Annotated in this window: 23 protein-coding genes; 10 read left to right on the top strand and 13 right to left on the bottom strand. The window is 56.3% G+C overall.

The genetic code is table 11. From position 1 onward, the window contains the following. The 3 genes from OUO13_RS02520 to OUO13_RS02510 form a co-directional block, all read right to left on the bottom strand. On the bottom strand, positions 1-729 hold the full coding sequence (locus OUO13_RS02520; protein WP_283172271.1) for a suppressor of fused domain protein: 729 nt from the start codon (positions 727-729) through the stop codon (positions 1-3). Between the two features lie 164 nt (positions 730-893). Further along, positions 894-1,214, bottom strand: a complete 321-nt coding sequence (locus OUO13_RS02515; RefSeq protein WP_283172270.1) for a hypothetical protein — start codon at positions 1,212-1,214, stop codon at positions 894-896. Then, complete coding sequence (locus OUO13_RS02510) at positions 1,204-2,067, bottom strand: LysR family transcriptional regulator (protein WP_283172269.1); 864 nt, start codon at positions 2,065-2,067, stop codon at positions 1,204-1,206. The genes OUO13_RS02515 and OUO13_RS02510 overlap by 11 nt, the downstream gene beginning before the upstream one ends. A gap of 122 nt (positions 2,068-2,189) precedes the next feature. Between OUO13_RS02510 and OUO13_RS02505 the strand changes: the two genes are divergently transcribed. Further along, on the top strand, positions 2,190-3,407 hold the full coding sequence (locus OUO13_RS02505) for an MFS transporter (RefSeq protein WP_283172268.1): 1,218 nt from the start codon (positions 2,190-2,192) through the stop codon (positions 3,405-3,407). Positions 3,408-3,500: 93 nt separating this feature from the next. On the opposite strand, the gene OUO13_RS02500 is transcribed toward OUO13_RS02505, so the two are convergent. Beyond that, entirely contained in the window at positions 3,501-3,767 is a 267-nt protein-coding gene (locus tag OUO13_RS02500; protein WP_283172267.1) for a Txe/YoeB family addiction module toxin, read from the bottom strand. After that, positions 3,760-4,014 (bottom strand): type II toxin-antitoxin system Phd/YefM family antitoxin, encoded by a 255-nt coding sequence (locus OUO13_RS02495; RefSeq protein ID WP_283172266.1) that lies wholly within the window; start codon positions 4,012-4,014, stop codon positions 3,760-3,762. The genes OUO13_RS02500 and OUO13_RS02495 overlap by 8 nt, the downstream gene beginning before the upstream one ends. Before the next feature lie 411 nt (positions 4,015-4,425). Between OUO13_RS02495 and OUO13_RS02490 the strand changes: the two genes are divergently transcribed. Next, positions 4,426-4,953 carry a hypothetical protein gene (locus OUO13_RS02490; RefSeq protein WP_283172265.1) on the top strand — a complete coding sequence of 176 codons (528 nt, stop codon included), beginning with the start codon at positions 4,426-4,428 and terminating at the stop codon, positions 4,951-4,953. Between the two features lie 101 nt (positions 4,954-5,054). On the opposite strand, the gene OUO13_RS02485 is transcribed toward OUO13_RS02490, so the two are convergent. From OUO13_RS02485 to OUO13_RS02470, 4 genes are all read right to left on the bottom strand, one after another. Further along, the gene (locus OUO13_RS02485) at positions 5,055-5,234 is read right to left on the bottom strand and encodes a hypothetical protein (protein ID WP_428982311.1); all 180 of its coding nucleotides are present in this window, start codon (positions 5,232-5,234) and stop codon (positions 5,055-5,057) included. Between the two features lie 81 nt (positions 5,235-5,315). Continuing rightward, positions 5,316-5,606, bottom strand: coding sequence for a type II toxin-antitoxin system RelE/ParE family toxin (locus tag OUO13_RS02480; RefSeq protein ID WP_283172264.1), 291 nt, complete (start codon positions 5,604-5,606; stop codon positions 5,316-5,318). Then, positions 5,599-5,820, bottom strand: a complete 222-nt coding sequence (locus OUO13_RS02475; RefSeq protein WP_283172263.1) for a TA system antitoxin ParD family protein — start codon at positions 5,818-5,820, stop codon at positions 5,599-5,601. Before OUO13_RS02475 ends, OUO13_RS02480 begins: the two co-directional genes overlap by 8 nt. Before the next feature lie 765 nt (positions 5,821-6,585). Then, positions 6,586-7,506, bottom strand: a complete 921-nt coding sequence (locus OUO13_RS02470) for a LysR family transcriptional regulator (protein ID WP_283172262.1) — start codon at positions 7,504-7,506, stop codon at positions 6,586-6,588. Positions 7,507-7,747: 241 nt separating this feature from the next. Here OUO13_RS02470 and OUO13_RS02465 point away from each other — a divergent pair, with 241 nt between their 5' ends. The 8 genes from OUO13_RS02465 to OUO13_RS02430 all read left to right on the top strand — a co-directional run bounded on the left by OUO13_RS02465 (position 7,748) and on the right by OUO13_RS02430 (position 16,962). Next, positions 7,748-9,589 (top strand): DUF1302 domain-containing protein, encoded by a 1,842-nt coding sequence (locus tag OUO13_RS02465; RefSeq protein ID WP_283172261.1) that lies wholly within the window; start codon positions 7,748-7,750, stop codon positions 9,587-9,589. A 67-nt stretch (positions 9,590-9,656) separates the two neighbouring features. Then, entirely contained in the window at positions 9,657-11,012 is a 1,356-nt protein-coding gene (locus OUO13_RS02460; protein ID WP_283172260.1) for a DUF1329 domain-containing protein, read from the top strand. A 79-nt stretch (positions 11,013-11,091) separates the two neighbouring features. Next, positions 11,092-12,261: an alpha/beta hydrolase family protein gene (locus OUO13_RS02455; RefSeq protein WP_283172259.1), complete on the top strand. Its 1,170-nt coding sequence runs from the start codon at positions 11,092-11,094 to the stop codon at positions 12,259-12,261. Positions 12,262-12,275: 14 nt separating this feature from the next. Further along, positions 12,276-13,232 carry a VOC family protein gene (locus OUO13_RS02450; protein WP_283172258.1) on the top strand — a complete coding sequence of 319 codons (957 nt, stop codon included), beginning with the start codon at positions 12,276-12,278 and terminating at the stop codon, positions 13,230-13,232. Between the two features lie 3 nt (positions 13,233-13,235). Beyond that, a complete protein-coding gene (locus OUO13_RS02445) occupies positions 13,236-13,634 on the top strand; it encodes a Rieske (2Fe-2S) protein (protein WP_283172257.1) in 399 nt (132 codons plus the stop codon). Between the two features lie 83 nt (positions 13,635-13,717). Further along, positions 13,718-14,848 (top strand): FAD-dependent oxidoreductase, encoded by a 1,131-nt coding sequence (locus OUO13_RS02440; RefSeq protein ID WP_283172256.1) that lies wholly within the window; start codon positions 13,718-13,720, stop codon positions 14,846-14,848. Between the two features lie 11 nt (positions 14,849-14,859). After that, positions 14,860-16,080 (top strand): MFS transporter, encoded by a 1,221-nt coding sequence (locus OUO13_RS02435; RefSeq protein WP_283172255.1) that lies wholly within the window; start codon positions 14,860-14,862, stop codon positions 16,078-16,080. Between the two features lie 81 nt (positions 16,081-16,161). Beyond that, the gene (locus tag OUO13_RS02430) at positions 16,162-16,962 is read left to right on the top strand and encodes a cyclase family protein (protein WP_283172254.1); all 801 of its coding nucleotides are present in this window, start codon (positions 16,162-16,164) and stop codon (positions 16,960-16,962) included. Positions 16,963-17,790: 828 nt separating this feature from the next. Here OUO13_RS02430 and OUO13_RS02425 read toward each other — a convergent pair. From OUO13_RS02425 to OUO13_RS02410, 4 genes are all read right to left on the bottom strand, one after another. Then, on the bottom strand, positions 17,791-20,937 hold the full coding sequence (locus OUO13_RS02425; RefSeq protein WP_283172253.1) for an efflux RND transporter permease subunit: 3,147 nt from the start codon (positions 20,935-20,937) through the stop codon (positions 17,791-17,793). A gap of 2 nt (positions 20,938-20,939) precedes the next feature. Then, the gene (locus OUO13_RS02420; RefSeq protein ID WP_283172252.1) at positions 20,940-22,034 is read right to left on the bottom strand and encodes an efflux RND transporter periplasmic adaptor subunit; all 1,095 of its coding nucleotides are present in this window, start codon (positions 22,032-22,034) and stop codon (positions 20,940-20,942) included. A gap of 303 nt (positions 22,035-22,337) precedes the next feature. Continuing rightward, positions 22,338-22,832 carry a MarR family winged helix-turn-helix transcriptional regulator gene (locus tag OUO13_RS02415; protein WP_283172251.1) on the bottom strand — a complete coding sequence of 165 codons (495 nt, stop codon included), beginning with the start codon at positions 22,830-22,832 and terminating at the stop codon, positions 22,338-22,340. Between the two features lie 408 nt (positions 22,833-23,240). Then, entirely contained in the window at positions 23,241-24,254 is a 1,014-nt protein-coding gene (locus OUO13_RS02410) for a hypothetical protein (protein WP_283172250.1), read from the bottom strand. Between the last annotated feature and the right edge of the window lie 139 nt (positions 24,255-24,393).

Raw genomic sequence — 24,393 nt, 5'->3', positions numbered from 1 at the left:
TCAGAACAGTCCGAAGCGTTTTCGGGCGACGTTTTTGCGGCCGATATCAATCACTTCACCAATATTGTGCTGATCGAAACGATCGAGCAGTGCATCGCTGCCCTTGTGCAGTTTCAGGTCCATTTCCTCTTTGAACAGCGGCACGATGCTGAAGAACTGAATGCTTTTACTGGCGTCGATTGGCAGCTCCCAGAACGCTTCGGGCGTTGAAATCGGCGGCAGCAAAATTACGCCTGCCAGCGCTGTGTTGTTGGCAAACGGCTCTGCCGGATCACCATTGGGAATGGTGTGGCCCCAGCCCAGCCAGGTATTGAACTTGTGCGGGAAACGCGCCAGAAACTTGAGTTCGCGGACCGGCCAGTACCAGCGTTCGTCTTCAAACGCTTCCTGCGAAATTTGCCAGTCGGCGGGCAGGGTGATCATCAATTCCATATAACCGCTGGACGGTGCTCCGTCTGGTACCTGCATAGGCAAGTCGCTCATGCCCGAGGTGATCAGGGTATGGAATGGACGTTCGTCGCTGGGCGCAACGTGGTGAACATCAATATGCACGGTGTCGGAAATAATCTCGTGGAACACCATTTTGATCGGGCCAATATGGCGTTCGATATGATTCGAGATTTCTTCCAGGCAGAGTTCTTCCGCGGCTACTTGCCATGCCTGCTCGCCTTGCGGGTACGTCAGGATCGGAGTTCCTGCCATGGACACAACCTTGTTATCCGTCGTCATGTTTCTTCCTTGTCTTATGATTCTGTGGGGCAATGTCTGCCGGAACGGCAATATGAGCGATTAATAAGCGGATTGTGCCAGAGCGGCAGAGCATCGAATGCGGTCAGAATGGCAGAATGTGACGCGGTTTCGGTGTGATATGAAATAGCGGCTGAATGGATGTATCAAAGATAGATGGTTGTAAAAATCACCGCCAACAGCGCCACGCCCAGTGCAGAACCCAACCAGGCGACTTGCTGTGCGTTGCGGCAGAAAACCAGCAGCGGCATACAGCCGAGCAACATCAGAATCATTCCGAACCCCGCGGTATCCGGGCCGGTGATGGCCTCGGTCTGACCAAAGCGGGTCGCACGTCCTGGCGCGTATTCATCGATGATCGTCCAGATCCCCAACGCCATGGTTACCACCGTAATCAGCAGACACACCAGACGGGCAGAGAGGGTGATCGGAGCGGTTGAGCGTGGCTGCTTCTGGTCATCGTTCACGGTTTTCTCCGAACTGCTGGCTGTCGAGGATCGTTTGCTGGAGCCTGGCGGATACTTCGTTCAAGCGGGCGGCGCTGAACAGGGCTATCTCGGTATCGGGTAATAATGGCAGGGCGGTGCTGATAATCTGAAGATCCTGCTCGACGGTATGGCGTGGAATGATTCCCACCGCGATACCGGCCCGGACTGCAGCCAGAACCCCGGCGCGGCTTTGGCTGGTAAAGGCAATCCGCCAGGGAATGTCGGCGCGGTCGAGCGCCCGGCAGGCATAACGACGGTGATAACAGCCTTCATCAAATACCGCCAACGGTAGTGGTGACTCTGTCGGGTATTCATATTCATGGGCACTCACCCAGACGAGATCATCCTTTTTGAGTCGCACACCGCCCTCAGTGCCCGCCAGCATTTCGACCAATGCCAGATCCAGCTTGCCGCCCTCCAGCATATCCACCAGCCGGTCGGGTCGATGGTCACAAAATACCTCCAGCTCAGCATCCGGATAACGTTGCACAAAGGCTTTCAGAATCGGTGCCAGGGTACGGCTGGCGTATTGGTCGTGGGTTCCCAGCCGGACTTTGCCAATCGGGTGAGGGCTTTTCAGTGCCCCCACAATCTGGTCGTGCAGATTTAGCAGTTGCTGGGCGTGATTAAGCAGATGCTGGCCTGAGCTGGTCAGGCGAACGCCATATTGACCGCGCTCCAGCACCGGATGTCCGACCAGATCCTCCAGACGAGTGAGTTGCATGCTCACCGTAGACGGTGCTTTGTGCAGCTGGCGCGCTGCTTCGGTGAGGTTGGCGGTATCCGCCACCCGAAGGAAGGTCCTCAGCAGGGAGATCGGCAAATCGCGCATAGGCATTCCTTCAATTTTGTTGAACGAAGATTTGAATAATTATCGATTTATGGCCATTAAACAACCCGTCAGTATGGGTTGTTAAGTAGTGTATTCGAATAATCGGAAATCTGGAGGCGTTTATGCCCATGACACCCACGTTTGCCATCAACCAGATCATCAGCCATGGTTTTGGCCTTTTTCTCTTTGTGGCCATGGTTCCGCTGATGCAGGGGGATGTGAACTTCAGCCATTGGCACCTTGCCAGCGCTGGTGCACTGACCCAGATTGCCTATTTGTCGGGCGCTGTGCTGTTGGGGGCGATGATGCACCGCCTCAATAGCGGCACCGTGCTGTTAGCAACCGCCGCCGTTACCACAACACTCTTGTTTTCGATGATGTGGGTACAGGCACCGGAGGTCATCCTGGCGATGCTGGCGGTTATGGCATTCACGGCTGCCATCAGCTGGGGCGCTATCGTTGAGCTATCTGGTCGTTATGGCCAACCGCAACGCCGGGCGACCGGTTTATCGATTGCCGCCAGTGGCACCGCATGGGGTTACAGTATTAACGGGTTACTGATTCTGGTGATTGTGCCTTGGCTGGGGTGGCGTGCGGGTTGGCTGGTGGCGGGGCTGTCGGGCGGCATGTGTATGCTGCTGACCTGGTTGATGCTGCGTCGGGTAATGGCGGCAACCGCCGTTGTTGAGGGGCAATCCCGGTCGGATTCCCTGAGTAGTGCTCAGGTTTCAGACGCGTTACCCATGCGGCGTTTATTGCTCAGTGTCTTGTGTGAGCGTACGTCAGCCTGGGCATTCTGGCTGTTGTTTATGGTTGGCCTCACCACCATCCCCTTCTCCACCTGGCTAAATACCTGGTTTGCCGAACAATCCTTGCCCGCTGATCTGGGGGGGTACACCTGGACGGTGATAGGGCTGACCGGAATGGTATCCGGGTTGCTCATGGGCAAACTGGCTGACCACAAAGGGCACGCGGTTGCCTTGTTGCTGATGACGCTGCTGTTTGCTCTTGGCATGTTCGGGTTGATCATCGCACCGGCAAATGCGGCATTACTGGCCGGGTTGGGTTATGGCCTGATGTACTTTCCGATTTGGGGTGTCATCGGCAGTTGGGTTGGCAACCACTACTCGCCAAAAGCAGCCATGCAAATCAGCGGCTTGGGCATGGTTGCATTTGGGGCGGGAGGGGCTTCCGGCAATCTGCTAGCCGGCGCCATTCAGCAAATCACCGGCAACCTGAGTGGGCTGTACCAGCTGATCGCCGTGGGTAGCCTGATACTGGTGGTAATGGCGCTGGTTATTTACAGCACCGAACGTACACTAACGCCAGCCGGAGCCTGATGGTGAAACGTTGACTTGTCAGGTGTGGATGGGCCGTTCAGGAATCCAGAATGAATGGCCTGTCAGAAACGATTTTGTGAGTTACTTACTGGTTTAATCGTAGTGATAACGGCACGCAATAATCGTGATAGCGCTGTCGTCGACGGCATATACCAATCGATTGGTGTCGTCGATACGACGTGACCAGAAACCGGCCAGATTCTCCCGAAGCGGTTCCGGTTTGCCGATACCTTCAAACGGTGCGCGTTTGACATCGGTGATGAGTTTATTGATTCGTTTCAGCGTCTTTTTGTCCTGGGTTTGCCAGTACAAGTAGTCATCCCAGGCAATGTCTGTCCAGGACAGTAGCCGATTACTCATCGACCAGATCCCGTTGCGTTGTTTTGCCTGCCTTGAACTGAGCAATGGATTGATTCAAGCGCTCTGCATTGGCTGGCGAGCGCAGCAGGTGTACGGTTTCCATCAGGCTGTTGTAGTGATCCAGCGACATAACCACGGCATCCTCCGCATCGCGTCGGGTGATAATGGTGGTATCGGCGTCATTCACCACGGCATCCAGCACCGCTTTCAGACTGTTCCTGGCTTCTGTAAAAGAGACGACTCGCATCGTAGTTTACCTGTACTGTTTACCGGACAAGTGTAGTTTTAAAATGATGAGATGTACAGGTAACGGTACATGTTGGATGGCGTTTGTTTATCTTGCACCTGTCTGAGAGTGCGCTGACGGTGCTCGGGCCAGAAAGGATGCTTCCAACTTTGGACAAATAACCGGCATTTGGGTATTTGAATGAATACGCTGCCTGTTGTGATCGGGTAGTTTGCCCGTTGCGGCTGAGGCTGAGGCTGATAGCGCCAAGGTTTGAAATGAGGGATGTTGATGTCTGGCAATTACTTGCTTTGCGTGCCTGATATACCGTGAAACCGGGTATAAATTATACCCACTAAAGTTGCTCCAATCTGCTGACCATGTGTTTGAGGTGATAGAAATGATGGCAGGGAGTGCTACGAGTAGGAAATCATGACTTTGGATAATTTCTTGGAATTTTTTACAGCCTATCTTCTTCCTTTCATGGGGCTACCGCTTCTTGGCGTAGTGGTAGGGGCTTGGTTAACAAACTCATTTTTTCCTTTTCAATTAAAACGTAGAGAGTGGCGATGGGATAAAGAGCTGTGGGCTAAAGAGCTATTTTTTGAAACCGTCTCGCGCATAAATTTTATTGCTGATCATTATATGAAAAGTGAATGCGAAGAACGATTTTCCATGTCAGGGCTTGGGCTTCGCGAAGCTGAAGAAGAGATCATGCGGCTTGTTAAAGAGCTTCATTCAGTTGGTTATAAACTGAAGCTATATTTGAACAGATCCGATGCAAAAATTTTTGATGAATACCTGTGCAGTAGCCAATTAGAGTATGACGCTGCTAAAGACAGTTGGGGGATGTGGGAGCCGGACGATGAGATATCTCCGGTGCTACATTCGGAAAATACCATCGCCGGGCAAGGAAAAATAGCTGCAAAAGTTTTGGAAAAATTCAAGCTATCCTCATAGTCAATATGGGGATCACGACGTCAATCAGGTTGTGCCTTTTGGCTCCATTCCATGTGGATGGGTGCCAGATAACCCAGTGATCTGCGTCTCTGCTTGCGGCCTCACCCCAAACTGGCGCGAATATCGGCGATGGTAATAAATAGCCGATTTTCTGCATGCTGGAATACGGTAAAACCGTACTTTTCGTAAAACGGTTGAGCGCCATCTTTGGCATCCACAATCACAACGGGAAAGGCGACAGCATTACTGGCATCCAGTAATTTGCGGAGGGCGTCAATCAATAATCGGGTTGCCGCCAGGTGCTGTTCTGACCAATAGCCAGGCATGAGTCCTGTATGTGGATTGTGTTGGCAAGAAAGAACTTATAACCCGCGTTTTACATCGCGGTAGAAGTTCTCGTGTGTGCCGAGCGCCATGAGCTCAAGCGTCAGGGTGCCATCGATGAAGCTGTATCCCAGCAGGGTCAGCTGTTTGCTCATTTTGAACTTGTACACTCGCAGAAACGATAAATCGCCTTTCTTCTGCTCACCGAGTAATGGCTCTTCAATCAAGGTTCTGACTGCATCGTCCAGATCCTTTTTCTGATCTGAATTCAGTTTCTTGACGGCCTTTCTGAAGGTTGGGGTTTGTAAAACGCAGGCGGCCTTAACCAAAGTCGTACGTCTCCAGCTTTCCGGCTTCTTTTTCGGCCTGTGCGATGATTGCTTGTTTTACAAATTCGTAGGGCAAGTCCGGATTGTCTTCCATCATTTCACCAATTTTGGCCCAGTGCTCAATCTGCTTGGGCAAGGTGCGGTTTAAGGCTTTTGCCATAATGGTGGCCTTATCAATAAGGCCCTGATCCAGTCGTACGCTCGTTGTTGCCATGGTGATTACCTGTGAGTTCGTGTTTCGTCGAGTGTAGCGCTGTGCCACACATGATGCAATTTGCATCAGTTTGGTAGGGGCTATCAGGATCAAAATTACGCTTCTACGCTTCTACGCTTCTACGCTTCTACGCTTCTACGCTTCTACGCTTCTACGCTTCTACGCTTCTACGCTTCTACGCTTCTACGCTTCTACGCTTCTACGCTTCTACGCTTCTACGCTTCTACGCTTCTACGCTTCTACGCTTCTACGCTTCTACGCTTCTACGCTTCTACGCTTCTACGCTTCTACGCTTCTACGCTTCTACGCTTCTACGCTTCTACGCTTCTACGCTTCTACGCTTCTACGCTTCTACGCTTCTACGCTTCTACGCTTCTACGCTTCTACGCTTCTACGCTTCTACGCTTCTACGCTTCTACGCTTCTACGCTTCTACGCTTCTACGCTTCTACGCTTCTACGCTTCTACGCTTCTACGCTTCTACGCTTCTACGCTTCTACGCTTCTACGCTTCTACGCTTCTACGCTTCTACGCTTCTACGCTTCTACGCTTCTACGCTTCTACGCTTCTACGCTTCTACGCTTCTACGCTTCTACGCTTCTACGCTTCTACGCTTCTACGCTTCTACGCTTCTACGCTTCTACGCTTCTACGCTTCTACGCTTCTACGCTTCTACGCTTCTACGCTTCTACGCTTCTACGCTTCTACGCTTCTACGCTTCTACGCTTCTACGCTTCTATGGTGATACCTGTGTACCCCTTGCCCGTTACCCCAATCTCTGATCCATCATGGTGGCGGCTTGCCGTACCTTGCCTAACAGCCATTGCAGGCCGGGGTCGTTGTCGCGGTATTCGTGCCATTGCATGGCTTGCTGGATGGGTGGGATATCGAGTGGTGGCGGTAGCAGTCGGATGGGCAGGGTTTCGGCGGCACGTTTGGCGATGCGGGAGTGCACGGTGGCGATGCGGCCGGTGCCGATTACCAGTTTGCAGGGGGCGGCGAGGTTGGAGGTGATAACGCCGACGTTGCGGGCAACGCCGTAACGCTCCAGGAACCAGCCTTCAAACATGGTTTTCTGGTGGTTGGGGCGGGTGACGATGACGTGTGGGGTTTCCAGGTACTGTTCCAGCGTCAGTTCGGCGCCCACGTTGCGATTGCCTTCCCAGACCACACACACGTAGTCATCGTCGTAAAGGGGCTCCGACGGATTTACCGCATCGACATATGGGGTGGGGAATACCAGCAGGTCGGCTTCGCCGCTGGCTAACATACGTTCCGGGTCTTCGATCTGGGGCAAGAGTTCAAAACCGATGCTCTGCGATTCTGCCCAGCATAGCTGGAGCAGGTGTGGCATCAGCACTTCGGTGGTGTATTCCGATACGTACAAACGGAAAGTGCGGTTGGATTCCGCCGGTATAAATTCCGGTGCGGTGGTGATGGTGGAGTCAATTCGCATCAGCACGTCTTTGACGGCTCCCGCCAGCATTTGGGCGCGGGGTGTCAGTTCCAGCGAGCGGCCAGACTGCAGCAGCAGTTTGTCGTTGAAGTGCTCGCGCAGGCGCGACAGTGCGTTACTCATGGCCGATTGGGTCAGAAACAGGCGTTCTGCCGCACGGCTGATGTTGCGTTCTTCCAGCATGGCGTCGAGCGCCACCAACAAGTTGAGGTCGAGCCCTTTGAAGCGCATAAGTCACCCTCGATTTTTTTTATTGTGATGAGGTGTATGACGGACCCGATGTTAAACCCGGTGTCCTATGAGCTATCAATTTAACAGAGATGGCGCGCCGGAGGTATGAAGGTTATCCATACCTCGCATGGAAATATTTAACTAACTGGCCGGTTTCAGGCTCACGCATATTGAAATGGACATCACGGCTACGGCGGTGATTACAAAAATAACAACAGTCCATCAGCACGAGAATGCGTCCATGAATTCATCCGCTCAGCAGTATGGAGCCGCTTACGGCTCACCTGGCTCGACCCTTCCTGGTTCTGAATCGTCTTCCCGAACAATGTCTGTTCTGGCCCGTGTGCACGGCGGGTCAGGTAGCCGCCTGAATCATCGTGATCTGCCTGCCGGTTGGTCGTTGCCGGTATCTGGCGGTCGTGCTCGCGGTTTGCTGGCCGTGCCTGCGTTGCTGCCGTTTCTGATGGTGGCGTCGGTGCTGGTTACACCACGCTCTGAGGCCATGGCCATTGATACTGGCAGTAGTGATGTGTCGGTGCGTTTTGATAACACTCTGAAAGGCAGTGTGCTGTATCGCCTGGAGGATGCTGATCCACGTCTGGTGGACTCTTACCGTCTGATTGTGCCGGGTGTGCCTGCCTCGGCCTTCCCGCAAGCCCAGAACTTCAACGCTGGTGACGACAACTTCCGCAATGCTGGCATTGTGTCGAAACGGGTCGATCTGCTGTCGGAACTGGATGTGGTGTATCGGGGGGATATGGGCCTGCGGGTGTCCGGTGCCGCTTGGTACGACGCCGCTTACCAGCAGGATTCTGATGCCGAAGACAGCGCCAACAGCCAGAGTCCGGTCAACGAATTTCCCGATCAGGCCCAGCGTCTGGCTGGTGGTGACAAGGAAATCCTCGATGCCTTTGTGTTTGGTGCCTGGGATGTGGGTGATGAAGGCCGTCTGAGTGCGCGTCTGGGTCGTCATGCCCTGCAATACGGCGAAAGCCTGTTCTTTGGTGATAACGGCATCGCCCGTGCTCAGGGTCCGATCGATATCAACAAGCTGGTGTCGTCTCCCAATGCCCAGTTCAAGGAAATCATTCGTCCGGTGAACCAGCTGTCGGCCCAGTATCAGCTCGATGCTGATGTATCGCTGGGTGGTTATGTGCAGTTTGGTTGGGAAGAAGACCGTCTGCCACCGGCGGGTTCCTATTTCTCCAGCAGTAACCTGACCTGGGGTTCGAGCCAGACTGAGCTGTTTGAATCGCCTTACGTGTTACTTGCGGGAGACAGCGAAAAACCACGAGATAGCGGCCAATACGGTCTGCAACTGCGCTGGTTGCTGGAAGACACCGACCTCGGTTTCTACTTTGCCCGTTATCACGACAAGTCCGGCCAGCTGCATGGCGCGCTGAACGTGATGGACCCAACCAACAGCCGCTGGTTCTTCACCTTCCCGGAAAACATCACCACCTTTGGTGTCAGTGCCAGCCAGACCTTCGATGTGGTGAACATGGCGGTTGAGGCGTCGGTGCGTAACAACATGCCGCTGCGTAACCACAACATTATTTATGCCGAAGGTCTGGCCCCTCGTCCGGAAATGGCCCGTGGCCGCACGGCACACCTGAACCTGTCGTGGCTGGCGAGTTTTGGCCCGAACTGGCTGGCGCAAGAGTCGTCGCTGGTGGGTGAGTTGGCCTGGAACCGGGTGCTGACCTACAACGACCCGGATGAACAGGTCGATCACGCGGTGACCCGCGGTGCTTCCGCGCTGCAGTTTGTGTACAGCCCATCCTGGCGTCAGGTGCTGGCCGGGGTGGATCTCAGCCTGCCGGTGGGGATGCGTTATGGCATCAACGGTAACTCCTCCGTCACCGTCTGGGACCCGAAAGGCGCAGGTTCCGTCACGGCGGGTCTGAATGCCCTGTACCTGAACGTCTGGAATATGGGTCTGAACTACACCCATTACCTCGGCAAGGCTGAACCGTTTGTGGACTACGCACCGCTGCAAACCGGCGGTGATGCGGAGTTCTCGGATGGCAATCCGCTGGCGGACCGCGACTACGTGGCGCTAACGGTGCGTCGTACCTTCTGACGTCCTGTTTTTTTATGTGCTGTTTCTGATGCTCCTTCAATAACAACAATATTCGCGGAGAACAAACATGTTCAAACCTCTGGTTCTGGCTGCTGCCATTCTGGCAGTGGTCCCGGTCAGCTCGTCCCTGGCGGCGGTAAATGCCACTGAAGCGGCCCGTCTGGGTACCAGTCTGACCCCGCTGGGTGCCGAAAAAGCCGGCAATGCGGATGGCTCTATTCCGGCCTGGAACGGCGGCTTTACCACCCCGATTGCCGGTGATGCGGCGGGTGGTCGTCGTGCCGATCCTTACGCCAACGAAAAGCCTCTTTACAGCGTTACTGCTGCCAACATGGCCCAATACGCCGACGTTCTGACCGAAGGCACCCGTGCCATGCTGGAACGTTATCCGGATTCTTTCCGTATTGATGTGTACCCGACCCACCGTACTGCGGCGGCACCACAGTGGGTGTACGACAACACCAAGGCCAATGCCACCCGCGCCCGCATGGAGGGTGACAAGGTGACCGGTGCCTTTGGTGGTATCCCGTTCCCGATTCCACAAAACGGTGCCGAGGTGATGCAGAACCACGTACTGCGCTGGCGTGGTACTTCCTGGCAGATGCCGCTCACCCAGTATCAGCTGACCAACTCCGGTGATCAGGTGCTGGCCACCGATGGCGTGGCTGACCAGCAGATGCCGTATTACTTCGAAGACAGCTCGCTGGAGGAGTTCGAGAAAAGCGGCGGCGAATACTGGATGGTGCGCATGATCAACCAGGGCCCGCCGATCCGTGCCGGTGAAGCCGTGGTGGGGCGCGAAGCCCTCGATACCAGCTCCCGTGCCTGGGTGTATCTGACCGGTCAGCGTCGGGTTCGCAAGCTGCCGAACCCTTGCTGCGACACCCCAACACCATCTACCGCCGGGGTGATGTTTTTCGACGAAATCGAAACCTTTAACGGTCGCCTCAGCCGCTTCGACTGGAAGCTGGTGGGCAAGCAGGAAATGCTGATTCCGTACAACAACAACCGTCTGCTGCAGCCAAAAACCGACGCTGAGGTGCTGGATAAACATCACCTGAACCCGGACTTCATGCGTTGGGAACGCCACCGCGTGTGGGTGGTGGAAGCCACTCTGCGCAACGGTGAGCGTCACCAGTCTCCACGCGGTCGTTATTACTGCGATGAAGACACCTGGGGTTGTGTGCTGGCTGACCGCTGGGATGCCAAGGGCGCCCTGTGGCGCACTATCTGGTCACAACCGTTTGTGGCACCTGAGTTTCCGGGAACCATCCTCGGCGCGTTTGGCATGAACGACCTGCTGTCCGGCAGTGCGTTTGTGGCCAACCTCTACAACAGCAAGGCCGAGCAGTACCCACAAGTTCCTCGTTACCCGGACCGCGTGTTCACCCCGGCCGCTCTGGCTGGCGAAGGAGTGCGCTGATGTGAGCGTCTGGCGTCTGGCGTCTGGCGTCTGGCGTCTGGTCCTGAACCCGAATTTCTGACAACCAACGGAGAACAACATGTTCCGTTATTTCCCAACCAACTATGTCTGGAACCTGTCGGTGGATCTTGCCATCGAGATGGGCGCCCGCATTGGCGAAATCGAAGAAATGTGCGCGCCGCTGCAGGAAGCGGCCCGTCAGCCGGATGCCGAAGGTACCCGTGCTTTCCGCGAAACCTGGTCGAACATGGCCAACAAGCTGTGTGAGCTGGCGCTAGAAGACGAGGAAAAAGGCCGTCTGCTGTCGGCCGGTGAAAAGTACAAGCGTGCGGCCAGTTATCTGCTGACCTGCGAACGCCTGCAGGCGCACGGTTCGGCCGGGCGTCTGGAACTGTATCAGCGTTTCCTCGACACCTTTGCCCGTGGTCTGGAACTGGGTGGCGAAGCCTGCCAGCGCGTGGAAATTCCATACGAAGGCAAACACCTGTCGGCGCTGTTTGTACCCGCGGAAGGGGGCGGTGGCCCGGCTCCGGTACTGGTACAGGTCAACGGCCTCGATTCCACCAAGGAAATGAAATACATGGTGGGCCTGCCAGCCTGGCTGGCCAAGCGCGGTATTGCCTCGCTGGTGGTGGATCAGCCGGGCACCGGCGAAGCCCTGCGTCTGCAAGGTTTGCATGCCCGTTTTGATACCGAGCACTGGGCCAGCAAGGTGGTGGATTACCTCGAAACCCGCGCCGATGTTGACCCGAGCCGTATCGGCTGTGAGGGCGTGTCGCTGGGCGGTTATTACTGCCCACGTGCGGTGGCGTTTGAGCCTCGTTTCGCCTGTGGCGTGGTGTGGGGCGCGAACCACGACTGGCGCGATGTTCAGAAAAAACGTCTGCAAAAAGAAGGCGATTTCCCGGTGCCACATTACTGGAACCACGTTTGCTGGGTCTGGGGTGCCACCAATATCGATGAATTCATGCAGATCGCCGAGAACGTGCACCTCGATGGTGTGGTGGAAAAAATCCGCGTGCCATTCCTGGTTACCCACGGCCAGAAAGACTCGCAAATTCCCCTCAAGTGGGCAGAGCGCACCTACGAACAGCTGGTGAACAGCCCGAAACGCGAACTCAAGATTTTTACCGACCGTGAAGGTGGAGTGCAGCACTCCAGCTTCGATAACAGCATCAACGCCGGTCACTACATTGCCGACTGGGTGGCTGAAACCCTGGGTGGCCGTGTTGCCGCCGAACGTACCTGAAGGAGCCTGTGACGATGAAAATTATTGGACTCGACAGCCTGGTGTTTGGTGTTCCGGATCTGGAAGCCTGCCGCCAGTACCTGCGTGATTATGGTCTGGAAACCGTTGCTGAAGATGACAACAGCGGTTGTTATGAAGCGCTGGACGGCACCTCGGTGGTGCTGTTCCGTGCCGATAATCCGAGCCTGCCTGCCGCACCAACCGCCGGTTGTATGTTGCGCAAGACCATTTTCGGGGTCGCCGATACCGATACCCTGAGCGCGATTGCCGAAGAACTGGGCAAGGACCGCGAGGTGAAAGTGCTGGATGACGGTTCGATTGAAGCCCTTGACGACACCGGTTTTATGCTGGGCTTCCAGCTCACCGTACGTCGCCCGCTGGATCTGGCCGGTGAAATCTCCAACGCACCGGGTGCGGCCGTGCAACGTCCGATCAACAGTCTGGCGGTGAACAACAGCAAGGCTCGTATCCAGCCGCGCACCCTGTCGCACATCGTCTATTTCGTTCCGGATGTGGCCAAGGCCGAAGCCTTTTATGTGGAGCGTCTGGGCTTCCGTTGCACCGACCGTTTCATCGGTGTTGGCCCATTCCTGCAGCCACCGGGCTGTCTCGATCACCACACCCATTTCCTGATTGGCGCTCCGGCCTTTATGACCGGTGTTGAACACTTCACTTTCCACTTTGGTGGCCCGACCGAAGTGATCCAGAACGGCCATAACTTTATCGAAAAAGGTTATCAGGCGTTCTGGGGCCCGGGTCGTCACGTGTTTGGTTCCAACTGGTTCTGGTACTTCAACAGCCCGTTTGCCTGCCACGTTGAAATGGACGCCGACATGGATATGTTCGATCTCGAATGGAGTGCCCGTGAAGCACCGATCAGCGCTGATGCCTCGCAAGCCTTCCTGCTGGGTTATCGCCAGCGCTGGTTCCCGGGCCCAGGTGCTCCGGTCAACGGCGACTACGAGGGCTGAGCCATGACAGCCGACTTTGTGCGCCTGGCGGCCAGCAGTGACATCGCCGAAGGGCAATCGCGCGGTTTTGATCCGCGTCCGGCGCGGCTGGATCGCAGTGCCAATAACCGCTCTGGCGGTGATTCCGATGTGATGTTTGTGGTGCGCCATCAGGGCCAACTGTACGGCTGGCTCAACAGCTGCCCGCATATTCCGGGCTCGCCCATGGCATGGCGCAAGGATGCCTACCTGAATGCCAGTGGCAGCCATGTGTGCTGCCACGCTCATGGTGCCCTGTTCGAACCGGATACCGGTTTGTGTGTACAGGGGCCGTGTCAGGGCGGGCATCTGACCGCGGTGCCAGGGCTTTATGAAGAGGCCGGTGAAATCCGGTTACGTATCAGGGCAGCCGTCGCCGGTTAATCCGGTGGCGTCTGAATACACAAGCCAACAGGCTCATTTACAAGCCAACAGGCTTCACGAACAAGAATAAGAGAGAACCCAACATGAGTGTCGTCAGCAACGTTCTGGTTATTGGTGGTGGCTTTTCCGGTATGACCGCCGCTATTTGTCTGCAAAAAGCCGGTATTGCGGTGGATCTGATCGAGATCGATCCAGACTGGTGTCCACTGGGTGCCGGTATCTCCATCAACGGTTCGACCCTGCGTGCACTGCAGCAAATGGGCCTGTACGAACAGTTCCGCGAACAGGGCTGGGTATCGAGCGGGGTGGATCTGTATACCCCGACTGGCCAGCACATTGCCCGTTTGCCAACCCCGCAACCGGTTGGCTCGGATGTAGCGGGTGGTGGTGGCATTTTGCGCCCGGTGCTGGCGAAGATTCTGTCCGAGGCCACGCTGGCGGCGGGCGTGAATGTGCGTCTGGGCAGCAGTTATCAGGATCTGGAACTGCTGGATAACGGCGTGCGCGTTACCTTCGAAGATGGTGAACAGCGTGTTTACGACCTGGTGGTGGGCGCAGATGGTGTGCACTCGCAGCTGCGTGGTCGTTTCTTCCCGGAAGTTGTACCACCGCAATACATCGGGCAGGGCGTCTGGCGTGCGGTGTTGCCGCGTCCGGCGCATATCGAACGTCCGACCATCTGGACCGCTGAACACATCAAGATTGGCGTGAACCCGGTATCGGCGACCCAGATGTATCTGTTTATTACCGAAGACCGCCCAACCCATGAGTTTATTGAGCCTTCTACCTGGGCTGATGTTTGTGCCGGACTGCTGCGTCCGTTCCCGGACCCGCTGCTGCAATCCATGATTCCGCATCTGTATCAGCCGGGTGCCAATATCGACTATCGCCCGCTGGGTAATCTGCTGGTGCCTACGCCTTGGAACCGCGGACGTCTGGTGATGATTGGTGACACGGTGGCGGCAACCACGCCGCATCTGGCTTCCGGTGCCGGTATTGGTATCGAGAGTGGCATGGTGCTGGCGCAGGAGCTGGTGAACGCCACCGATCTGCAATCAGCGCTGGACGCGTTCCATCAGCGTCGCTGGTCCCGTTGTGAGCTGGTGGTGAAGAACTCCGAGCGTCTGTGTCATATCGAGATCAACGGCGGCGACAAGGCCGAACATGCCCGCATCATGGCGGCTTCAATGGCAGCACTGGCCCAACCTATCTGAGGAGAAACGCGATGAGCCATTCTCCGCACAACATCCGCACCGCAAGTGCCGAAGCACGGGGGCGGGGAGCAACGGCAGCACTGTTGATTGCTCACTGCGCCGGCATGCTGGATCTGGTAGCCCTGCCTGTGTGGGTTGGCGCTGCCTTGATCGGTTCGATGGGGCTGGCACCGGCGCAAGCCGGACTGCTGGTAACCCTGTTTCTCGCCGGTCAGGTAATGGCCAGTCTGGTACTGGCACCGCGATTTGGGCGCTGGCCCGCACAACGGGTCATTGTTGGTGGTTTTGCGCTGGCAACTCTGGCATTCGCCTCGCTGTTTCTGGTGCAAACCTACGTCTTGATGGCGCTGTTACACGCGTTAGGTGGTATCGGCGCAGGTACGGCACTTTCTTGTGTGCATGGCCTGATGGGCCGCAGCGCCAATCCGCACCGGGTATTTGCCATGGCCGGTCTGGCGCTGGGGTTGTTCGGCATTCTGGTGCTGGGCAGCGGCCCGGTGATTGTTGAAAAAGCCGGTGCCGCAACGCTGTTTGTGCTGTTTGCATTGGCGACCTTTACCGCTGCTGTCGCCGCGCTGATGTGGCTCGGTCAGTCACAGTCTGTTGCGGAAAATCAGGCGGATTCGTCGGCACCGACGTCGACCCAGCTGAAAGCACCGATTCCGAAAGTGGTGTGGATGGGCATGTTGGGTATCGGTTGTATGTCCCTCGCCAACGCCATGTTGTTCAGTTTTGTTGAACGTATTGGCATGGACCGCGGTTACGGCCTGCAAACCGTTACCAGCATTCTGATCGGGGTAGGGCTGTTTAATCTGGTGCCTCCGGTGCTGGCGGCCTTGCTGGAAAAACGTCTGGCGGCCGGACGAGTGCTACTGGCGGGCCCGGTGTGCCAACTGCTGCTGGCATTGGCGGTTACCCAGGTGCAGAGCCTGTGGTTATTCGCCTTCGCGGCGGTGGTGTGGGTAGGGGTGATGATTTTTACCCATACCTTCCTGTTTGGCCTGATCGCCCGTCTCGACACCAGTGGTCGGGCGCTGGCGGCGACTCCGGCGATGTTGATGATTGGCTCGGCCATTGGCCCATTGCTGGCCGGCGTGCTGGTAGACGCCAGTGGTTATCAGGGGCTGGGTCTGATGGTGGCCATGGTGGCGGTACTGGCATTCGGTTGTTTCCTGCGGCTGCAGTGGGCAACGGATAACCGTGCTGCTGTTGTGCCGCGCTCGTCGCACTGAATGGGGTTTGCCCCGCCGTTTGATCGTCACACGTTTGAGAACAACTCCAATAACAACATTCCGTCATCAAAGGACACTCTTATGAAGCGCAACCCGAATCGCCGTTTTATCGATCTGTCGATTTTCCTCGAAAACGACGTGTTGTCAGACCCACCACCACTGGCACCGAAAATCACCTACCAGAAACACGCCGACACCCTGCATGAGTTTCTGGCCATGCTGCCCGGCACCAAAGAAGAAGATTTTCCGGATGGTGAAGCGGCGGCTGCCGAGTGGGTAACCCTGACCACGCACAGTGGCACTCACCTGGATGCGCCGTGGCACTTTCACTCCACCCAGGATGAGCTGCTGGGGGAGAAACGCCCATCCATGACCATCGACGAAGTGCCGCTGGAATGGTGCTTTCAGCCGGGTGTAAAACTCGATTTCCGTCACTTCCCGGATGGATATGTAGCCACCGCTGCTGATGTTGAAGCTGAGCTGAAACGCATCGGCCACGAACTGCAGCCACTGGATATTGTGCTGGTCAATACTCGTGCGGGCAGTCGTTACGGCCAGCCGGACTTTGTGAATACCGGTTGTGGTATGGGTTACGAAGCCACCATGTATCTGCTGGATCGTGGTGTGCGCCTGACCGGTATCGACGCCTGGAGCTGGGACGCGCCGTTTTCCTACACGGCCAAAAAAGTCGCGGAGACTGGCGATAAATCGCTGATCTGGGAAGGCCACAAAGCCGGACGCCATATTGGTTACTGCCATCTGGAAAAAATGCATAACCTTGAGGCATTGCCAGCAACTGGCTTTATGGTCAGCTGCTTCCCGCACAAGATCCGCGCCGCATCAGCGGGCTGGACCCGTGCGGTGGCGATTATTGAGGATTAAGGGTTAACCTCGATAGGCTCCGACGTCCGACGTCTGACTTCATGCGTCCGACTTCAGACTTCAGACTTCAGACTTCAGACTTCAGACTTCAGACTTCAGACTTCAGACTTCAGACTTCAGACTTCAGACTTCAGACTTCAGACTTCAGACTTCAGACTTCAGACTTCAGACTTCAGACGGCTACTCGGCTTGTTAATTGGCCTGGCTGCTTGCCCTCGTGGGGGACCTTGTCCCCCGGCCGGGCGGGCCTCCCCCTGCTTAGCCCGACTGGGCTCGTTTATCCGGTATTCACCGACAACGGCGTTTCGACCCCGGCCAGATGGTACATCCCTGTACCAACTGGCCTGGCGGGGCATCCATGCCCCGGCCGGGTCGGCCGTTGCGGTGAATCCCGGCTCGCCCAGATGGGCAGTTGGGCAGCCAGCTGCGCTGGGTTTAAGCGGTGTGTTGGTGGATGCTGTTGCGTCCGACGTCCGACGTCCGACGTCCGACGTCCGACGTCCGACTTCTGGCGGCTACTCGGTTTGTTAATTGGCACAGCCGCTTGCTCTCTTGGGGGACCTTGTCCCCCGGCCTGGCGGGGCATCCATGCCCCGGCTGGGTCGGCCGTTGCGGTGAATCCCGGCTCGCCCAGATGGGCATTTGGCGGCCACCTTTGGTGGGTAAAACTGCGTTTTCTTGTAGGAGTCGGCCGTTGGCCGCGATGGCATTTCGGCGTATCGCTGATGCTGGGCACGCTTCGCTGTGCACCAGCCTACTTTTAGTAACAATTGCGCCCGACGCCCGACGCCCGACGCCCGACGCCCGACGCCCGACGTCCGACTCAGCTCAGTTCCGTTGCACTTGTATTCGGTGGGTGAAGCTATAGAGCACGGGTACAACTCCCAGTGTCAGTACGGTGGCGAAGCCCAGTCCGAAGGTGATTACCACGGCCATGGCGCTGAAGAACGGGTCGATCAGCAGGGGTAACATGCCGAGGATGGTGGTGAGGGCGGCCATGGATACCGGTCGGAGGCGGCTGACGGCGGCGTCACACAGGGCCTGGTAGCCCGGTTTGCCGGTCTGTTCTTCCAGCCGGATCTGGTCGACCAGGACGATGCCGTTTTTGACGATCATGCCCGACAGGCTCAGGAATCCGAGCAGTGCCATAAAGCCGAATTCGGCCCTCAGCAGCAACATGCCGGCGCTGACGCCAATAATCGCCAGTGGCACACAGGCCCAGATCACCAGTGCGCTGCGCACTTCGTTAAACAGCAGGATGGTGATAACAAACATCAGCAGATAGCCCATCGGCAGGCTGGCGAATACGTTGGCCTGTGCTTTGCGCGAGGATTCATATTCGCCGCCCCATTCGAGCTGATACCCGGCGGGCAGGGCAATGGCTTCAATCTGCGGGCGTACGCGCCGGAACAGTTCGTCGGCGGTCTGACCGGAATCCAGTGCTGGGTCGGCTAATACCTGCAGGGTGCGTTTGCGGTTCAGGCGCAATACCAGCGGGTCTTCAAACACCACATCGACCTGTTCGACCACTTGCTGCAGCGGAATATAGCGGTTGTAAACCGGGCTCCAGATTTGCAGTCCGGAGAGGCCGTCGATGTCGGAGCGCTGATGTTCCGGCAGCCGCAAGACGATACCCAGCTGGTGGGTGCCTTCCCGATACACACCGACGGTGCGGCCGGAATAGGTGAGTTGCAGCAGGTTGTCGAGGTCTTCACGGGTGACACCGGCGCGGCGGGCGTTTTCCTCGTTCAGGTGCGGACGAATCACCTTGACCCGTTGCCGCCAGTTATGGCGGATGTTATCGGCGGCGGTATCGGCATGCAGGATGGCTTCGGCTTCGTTGGCCAGACGTCGCAGTTCTTGTGGATCGGGGCCTGAGAAACGGGCTTCGATCTTGGCGGGGGTGCCGGGGCCAATCTGCAGGCGACGGAAAATCAGCTGGGCATCGGCCATATTGTTTTGGCCGTATTCACGCCCGGCCCGAATCAGCGGCGGAATTGAATCGAGGCTGTCGGCGCGCACCATCACCTGCGCGTAGGCGGCGTATTCCTTCTCGACGGCGTAGGTCAGCATAAAACGCAGGTCGCCGCGACCGCTGCTGGATGAGGTGTATTCCACACCGCTCTGGTTCTGATACCAGTGCTCCAGCTGTTCCGCCTGACGACGGGTCGCTTGCAGGTCGGTGCCTTCTGGCAACCACAGATCCACCAGAAACATCGGGGTGTTGGATGGTGGGAAAAACGACTGTTTTACTTGAGTGAAGCCCAGCACGGCGGCGCCCAGCAGCACGATCATCAGGATGCTGGTGAGTACCCGGTGGTGCAACATGGTTTGCAACAGGGTTTTGTAAGCCTGATACAAAACACCGGCGTAAGGGTCGGCTTCCGTGTGGTTGGCGCTGTTGGTCGTTGGTACGGGCGCTTTTAACAGCAGATCACACAGGAATGGCGTCAGGGTCAGGGCGGTAAACCAGCTGATCAGCAGGGATATCAGCAGCACATAAAACAGCGATCCCACAAACTCGCCGACGTCATCCGGCGACAGGCCAATCGGTGCAAAGGCAACGATGGCAATCACGGTAGCGCCCAATAATGGCCAGCGAGTCTGATGCACAATCGCCCAGGCGGCATACAAGCGCGACTGGCCGCGTTGCAGGCCAATCATGATGCCTTCGGTAATCACCAGAGCGTTATCCACCAGCATGCCGAGGGCAATAATCAGCGCACCTAGCGAGATCCGGTGCAGGTCGATGGCCAGCGCTTTCATAACGATCAGGGTGCCGAGAATGGTCAGCAACAGGATGGCACCAATAATCAGCCCCGGCCGCAAGCCCATAAACACCAGCAACACCGCGATCACAATCAGTACCGACAGCGCCAGGTTGAGAATAAAACCATCGGAGCTTTGTGCGACTTCGGCGGGCTGGTCGTAGATGGTGTGCAACTCCATACCCAGTGGTCGGGTGCTGTCGAGGGCGGCAATCTGGCGGCGCAGGGCGGCACCGGCTTCGACCACGTTGACACCCGGACGGAAGGCGATACCCAGATGCAAGGCGGGTTGGCCGTTAAAACCGGTGAAGTGGGTCGGGTTATCACTGACACCCCGGCTAACGGTGGCTATATCGCGCAGGCGGATCAGGCGATCAGAACCGGGCTGGCTGATCAACAGATCACCCAGTTCTTCAACACTGGTGAATTCGCCAAACGGATAAATACGAATTTGCTCGTCACCCGTGCGCAGGCTGCCAGCGGCCACCACCGCGTTGCGACTTTGCAACAGGCTGTACAGACGGGTGAGGGGGATGCCGAGGTTGTTGAGTTGCTCGCGGCTGATGGTGATAAACACCACTTCGTTCTGGTCGCCAGCAATGTCGATGCTCGATACACCGTCGGCGGTTACCAGCTCGCGTTTCAGGTATTCGGCATAGTCGTTCAGTTGCGGATAACTGAAGCCTTCACCGCTGACAGCCAGCAACATGCCATACACATCACCAAAGTTGTCGAGCACGACCGGTGCGCTGGTTCCTGTCGGCAAAGAGCTGGCTTTGTCGTTGACCTTGCGGCGCAGTTCATCCCAGATTTGTGGCAGCTGGCTGGAGCGGTAGCCGGTTTTGATTTTCAGATGAATCTGCGACATACCCGCGCGGGAAATGGAGTCGACGTCGTCGACATAGGCCAACGACTGGATGGCATCTTCCAGACGGGCTGTCACTTCTTCCTCGACCTGGGCCGGGCTGGCGCCGGGGTAATACACCACCACCATGGCTTCCTTGATGGTGAACGGTGGGTCTTCCAGGCGTCCCAGTTGCATGTAGGCAATCAGCCCACCAATCAGCAGGATCAGCAGGGTTAACCAGCTGGTGGTTTTGTTGGTGATAAACCAGGTAGCTTCGTTATTGCCCGGTGGCGGGTTGTTCGATGCTGGTTGATGGTTGGGCGTCGAGTGATGGTTTGACGGTGGCTGGATGGCGCTCATGCTTACAGCCCCCGCTCACGAGTCCATGGCTTTACCGTCATCCCGGCCTGGGCCTGATGCACTCCGGCGGCCAGAATGCGGTCACCGGCTTGTAAGCCACTGGTGATTTCCAGTCCGGCATCGGTGAGCTGGCCAGTGCTGACTTCCCGTGCCTGCAGACGATTCTGGTCATCCAGCAGCCACACGCTGGCATTGCTGGAACCTGCCGTTTGATCGCTGCTCTGGAATACTGCCTGCGGCGGCACAACCGGGACCATGTGGTGGGCACCGGTGGCTTCGTCGATATCGGCAAAAACGGTCGCAGACATACCCGGCAGCAGGTTCAGCTCGGCCGGGCGTTGCATCCTCAATTCCACCAGATAGCTGCCAGTGGCGGCATCGGCTTTGGTGTTGTGGGATTGATAGGTGGTTTTGAAACGTTGGCCGGGCAGGGCTTCAAACTCGACTTCTGGTTGATACGGACGGCTTTGCTCACCAAGGCGTGCCATCAATTGTTCCGGCAGCTGAATGCGCACCACCAGTTGATCCCGGGTTTGCAGGGTGAGTACTGGGCTGCCAGCCGCAATGGTCTGGTGATTGTCGACCATAACTTCCGCAACGGTGCCGTCAAAGGGTGCGCTCAGACGGGTGTATTTCAGGCTGCTGAGGGCACTATCGAGGGCGGCACGGCTGATATTGAGGTCGGCCTGGGCCTGATCAAACTGTGCTCGGGAAATCTGACGCTGGTTATACAGGTCGTTAATGCGTTTGAACTGGCTGTCGGCCAACTGGAAACGGGCCTGACGGTCGTCCAGTTGCAGCTGGTAATCATGGTTGTCGAGGCGAGCCAGAACATCCCCCTGCTTGACGGCCTGACCGGCTTTAACGGGTAACTCTGACAGATTACCAGCGACCCGGAATGACAACACCGCTTCATTGGCGGCATCTACTCTGGCCGGAAAACTGCGCAGTTGCCCTGAACTGGCATCAGGCAACTGATAAATCAGGGCCGGACGCGGTTCATTGGCAACCGTTGTCTGCGGGGTTTCTTCCCGGCAGCCATTGAGCTGGATCAGACAGAGCAGTGTAATGGCACTGGTCAGTAGTTTGGCTTGCATGGCGACTCCGAACGTCAGTCAGTGGAGGGTAATAATAGAAGCTTGTTGGTCGTCTAAGGTTGATACATTTGCCACTTTACTGTGAAAATTCATACGAGCGTATGAATTTGTGGGTGTTATGGTGTAATTGATCAATAACACACGGGTTGCAGCACTTGTGCAAAGCCCCGAAGGGCGGGCTGTGCAGAGTTTTCGGAGTGTTCCTGGGGAGGCCTGGATAGCTGAATAGTTGATTTGGACGTGCCCTCAGTGTGCCTGAGATCAGGTACGCATGATGATCGGGCAACGGATCAGGGTGAGGGTTCAGGTCTGTTTGGGGTAATAGCTATTTACAGTTTCTACTCGGTTATTCATTTTCTGCAGCAGTTGTAACAGAGTTTCCAGTTCAGAATCGGAGAAATCCGCTAGCAGAAGCTCTTCGCGTTTGATAGCCACTTGCAGGATGCGGTCGTGAATGGCCTGGCCGGTAGGCATCATATGAATGGTCACTCGGCGTGCGTCGTCTGGATCGGGATTTGACTGTATATAGCCTTGATTTTCCATTGATCTTAATGCCCTGCTTACAGCGGATTTGTCGAGTCCTATGCTCTGGCACATGCGATGAGCTGACAGCGGCGTCTCAATGGCGAGCAAAGACAGCAAGCGCCATTCAACAATGCCAACGCCAAAGTGTTTGCGGTAACAAGCAGATGCCCCGGCAGATAGCTTATTGGACAACAAGGTGATTTGCGCCGGGACATAGCGGTTCAGGTCCAGTGCTTGTGTGAGTCGCTGTCGGTTTTCATCTTCGGCGGACATAAAATGCAGTTCTCTGATTAAGTGCGTAATTTTTGCAACAATTGTACCGGTTGGCGATGCTACTGTAGTGTCAAACTACTATTGTTTTGCTCGTTAATTAGTGCTTTGGCCTTCAATACTGAGTTGAGTCATGAAAAATACCTTTGAACCCTCTGAGAAAGCGGTTTAATCCGGCATGTTTGTTGCGATCAGTGACGTCCAGGTTTATTACGGCTCTGTGTTGCTTTGTTGTTTGGAAGAGGCTCGGCAGACTGCGTAATTTAGAGTAGTCCTGGTAAACAATAGTCGGTAAAGGCCTCCTCGAGTATTCCCAAGCACAGAAGGCCTTCCAGAAAAGGAAATTGGTGAGTGGTTCGGAGTGGCTGCAGAAACTGTTGGTCGATGGCGCCATCGTTTTGTGCAGCGTTATTAAAAGTGTCCCTGGCTGCTACTGGCGCTAAGTGATGCCAGTTGCTGCTGTTGCAGCTCAATCAGTTGGCCTTGCAGCTGCGCTACTTCCATCTGCTTGGCCTGCATCTGGGCGACCGCACTGTCGTCGTCTTTGGCTTTTGCAGCCAGTTTCTCAAGCTCGGCTTCCGCTACCTTGATCTGTTTTTCCAGCTCGGCGATTTGTTGCTCCAGTGTTGTGGCGTCGTCACTGCTGCTGGCTCCGCCTGCGCCACCCGGGCCACCCGCTTTTCCAGCTCCTGCCGGAGCACTGCCAGCAGCGCTATCCGATTCTTCAGAGCTGTCGTTATCGTCACTATCCGAGGTGAATGAAGTGCTGGTATCGCTGCTGTTATTCGTTGTGGTGGTGGTTGAGCTGGCAGAGCTGGTGCTGGTGGTTGTATCTGCTGATGTCGGGGCGGACGCTGTCTGGCTGGTGCTGCTATCGTCATCGCCATCGATATTGGTGGCCAGATTCACTGTGCTGTTGCCACCGATGTCATCCGCATCACCGTCGTTATCACCGCCGCTGCTGGCCTGAGCACTGCTATTCGTTAACAGCGCGGTACTGTCGGTGTTTTGAGTCGGGTTGCTGTCGGATATATCACTGCTCGTGCCTGTCTGGCGTACCTGATTCTGTTGCAACGGGGCAGGGCGTTCGGATGCTCGTTCAGTGACGCGGTCATTGGCATTTACCGACGGCGGGCTATAGGTGTCGGGAGTTGCGCTGCCGCTGCCGACACTGATGCCGTTTGATGAACCATCAGGCTGGCTGCTGTGATCGCCTGGTTGCTGGTCGTTACGCGCCTGCAATTCGGTGTTCATCTGCTCAATGGCCTGGGGCGAGAGAGTGACAACATCTTCGACCTGGGTGACGGCTACCCGCTTGGCGTCACTGACGCTTTCTTTTTCCTGATCGGTGATGCTGGTGTTGCTTCCCGCATATTCGCCGTTGGCGCGAGGGTTACTGACATAAATCGAGTTGATGCTGGTCATGGTGCCTCTCCTGTTGGCAACCCCGGTGTGGCTGCTAACGGCGTGAGGTAATGGATTCTTGAGGGGAAAATCGTCGGGAAGTGTCAGTAATTGCAAGGTGTTGGCAAGTTGGACTCTACTGGTCTGAATTCCGATTTAT

The sequence above is a fragment of the Parathalassolituus penaei genome, from assembly GCF_026626885.1.
Taxonomy (GTDB): domain Bacteria; phylum Pseudomonadota; class Gammaproteobacteria; order Pseudomonadales; family Oceanobacteraceae; genus Oceanobacter; species Oceanobacter penaei.
Note: the sequence above shows the minus strand (reverse complement) of the source record. Positions and strands in the feature narration are given on the sequence as shown.

Excerpts from the sequence above, each read along its gene's own strand:
- OUO13_RS02435 (WP_283172255.1), top strand. The coding sequence starts at position 14,860 with ATGAGCCATTCTCCGCACAACATCCGCACCGCAAGTGCCGAAGCACGG.
- OUO13_RS02460 (WP_283172260.1), top strand. The coding sequence starts at position 9,657 with ATGTTCAAACCTCTGGTTCTGGCTGCTGCCATTCTGGCAGTGGTCCCG.
- OUO13_RS02465 (WP_283172261.1), top strand. The coding sequence starts at position 7,748 with ATGAATTCATCCGCTCAGCAGTATGGAGCCGCTTACGGCTCACCTGGC.
- OUO13_RS02490 (WP_283172265.1), top strand. The coding sequence starts at position 4,426 with ATGACTTTGGATAATTTCTTGGAATTTTTTACAGCCTATCTTCTTCCT.
- OUO13_RS02510 (WP_283172269.1), bottom strand. The coding sequence starts at position 2,067 with ATGCGCGATTTGCCGATCTCCCTGCTGAGGACCTTCCTTCGGGTGGCG.
- OUO13_RS02505 (WP_283172268.1), top strand. The coding sequence starts at position 2,190 with ATGCCCATGACACCCACGTTTGCCATCAACCAGATCATCAGCCATGGT.
- OUO13_RS02455 (WP_283172259.1), top strand. The coding sequence starts at position 11,092 with ATGTTCCGTTATTTCCCAACCAACTATGTCTGGAACCTGTCGGTGGAT.
- OUO13_RS02475 (WP_283172263.1), bottom strand. The coding sequence starts at position 5,820 with ATGGCAACAACGAGCGTACGACTGGATCAGGGCCTTATTGATAAGGCC.
- OUO13_RS02425 (WP_283172253.1), bottom strand. The coding sequence starts at position 20,937 with ATGAGCGCCATCCAGCCACCGTCAAACCATCACTCGACGCCCAACCAT.
- OUO13_RS02420 (WP_283172252.1), bottom strand. The coding sequence starts at position 22,034 with ATGCAAGCCAAACTACTGACCAGTGCCATTACACTGCTCTGTCTGATC.
- OUO13_RS02500 (WP_283172267.1), bottom strand. The coding sequence starts at position 3,767 with ATGAGTAATCGGCTACTGTCCTGGACAGACATTGCCTGGGATGACTAC.
- OUO13_RS02470 (WP_283172262.1), bottom strand. The coding sequence starts at position 7,506 with ATGCGCTTCAAAGGGCTCGACCTCAACTTGTTGGTGGCGCTCGACGCC.
- OUO13_RS02440 (WP_283172256.1), top strand. The coding sequence starts at position 13,718 with ATGAGTGTCGTCAGCAACGTTCTGGTTATTGGTGGTGGCTTTTCCGGT.
- OUO13_RS02445 (WP_283172257.1), top strand. The coding sequence starts at position 13,236 with ATGACAGCCGACTTTGTGCGCCTGGCGGCCAGCAGTGACATCGCCGAA.
- OUO13_RS02415 (WP_283172251.1), bottom strand. The coding sequence starts at position 22,832 with ATGTCCGCCGAAGATGAAAACCGACAGCGACTCACACAAGCACTGGAC.
- OUO13_RS02450 (WP_283172258.1), top strand. The coding sequence starts at position 12,276 with ATGAAAATTATTGGACTCGACAGCCTGGTGTTTGGTGTTCCGGATCTG.
- OUO13_RS02410 (WP_283172250.1), bottom strand. The coding sequence starts at position 24,254 with ATGACCAGCATCAACTCGATTTATGTCAGTAACCCTCGCGCCAACGGC.
- OUO13_RS02430 (WP_283172254.1), top strand. The coding sequence starts at position 16,162 with ATGAAGCGCAACCCGAATCGCCGTTTTATCGATCTGTCGATTTTCCTC.
- OUO13_RS02520 (WP_283172271.1), bottom strand. The coding sequence starts at position 729 with ATGACGACGGATAACAAGGTTGTGTCCATGGCAGGAACTCCGATCCTG.
- OUO13_RS02495 (WP_283172266.1), bottom strand. The coding sequence starts at position 4,014 with ATGCGAGTCGTCTCTTTTACAGAAGCCAGGAACAGTCTGAAAGCGGTG.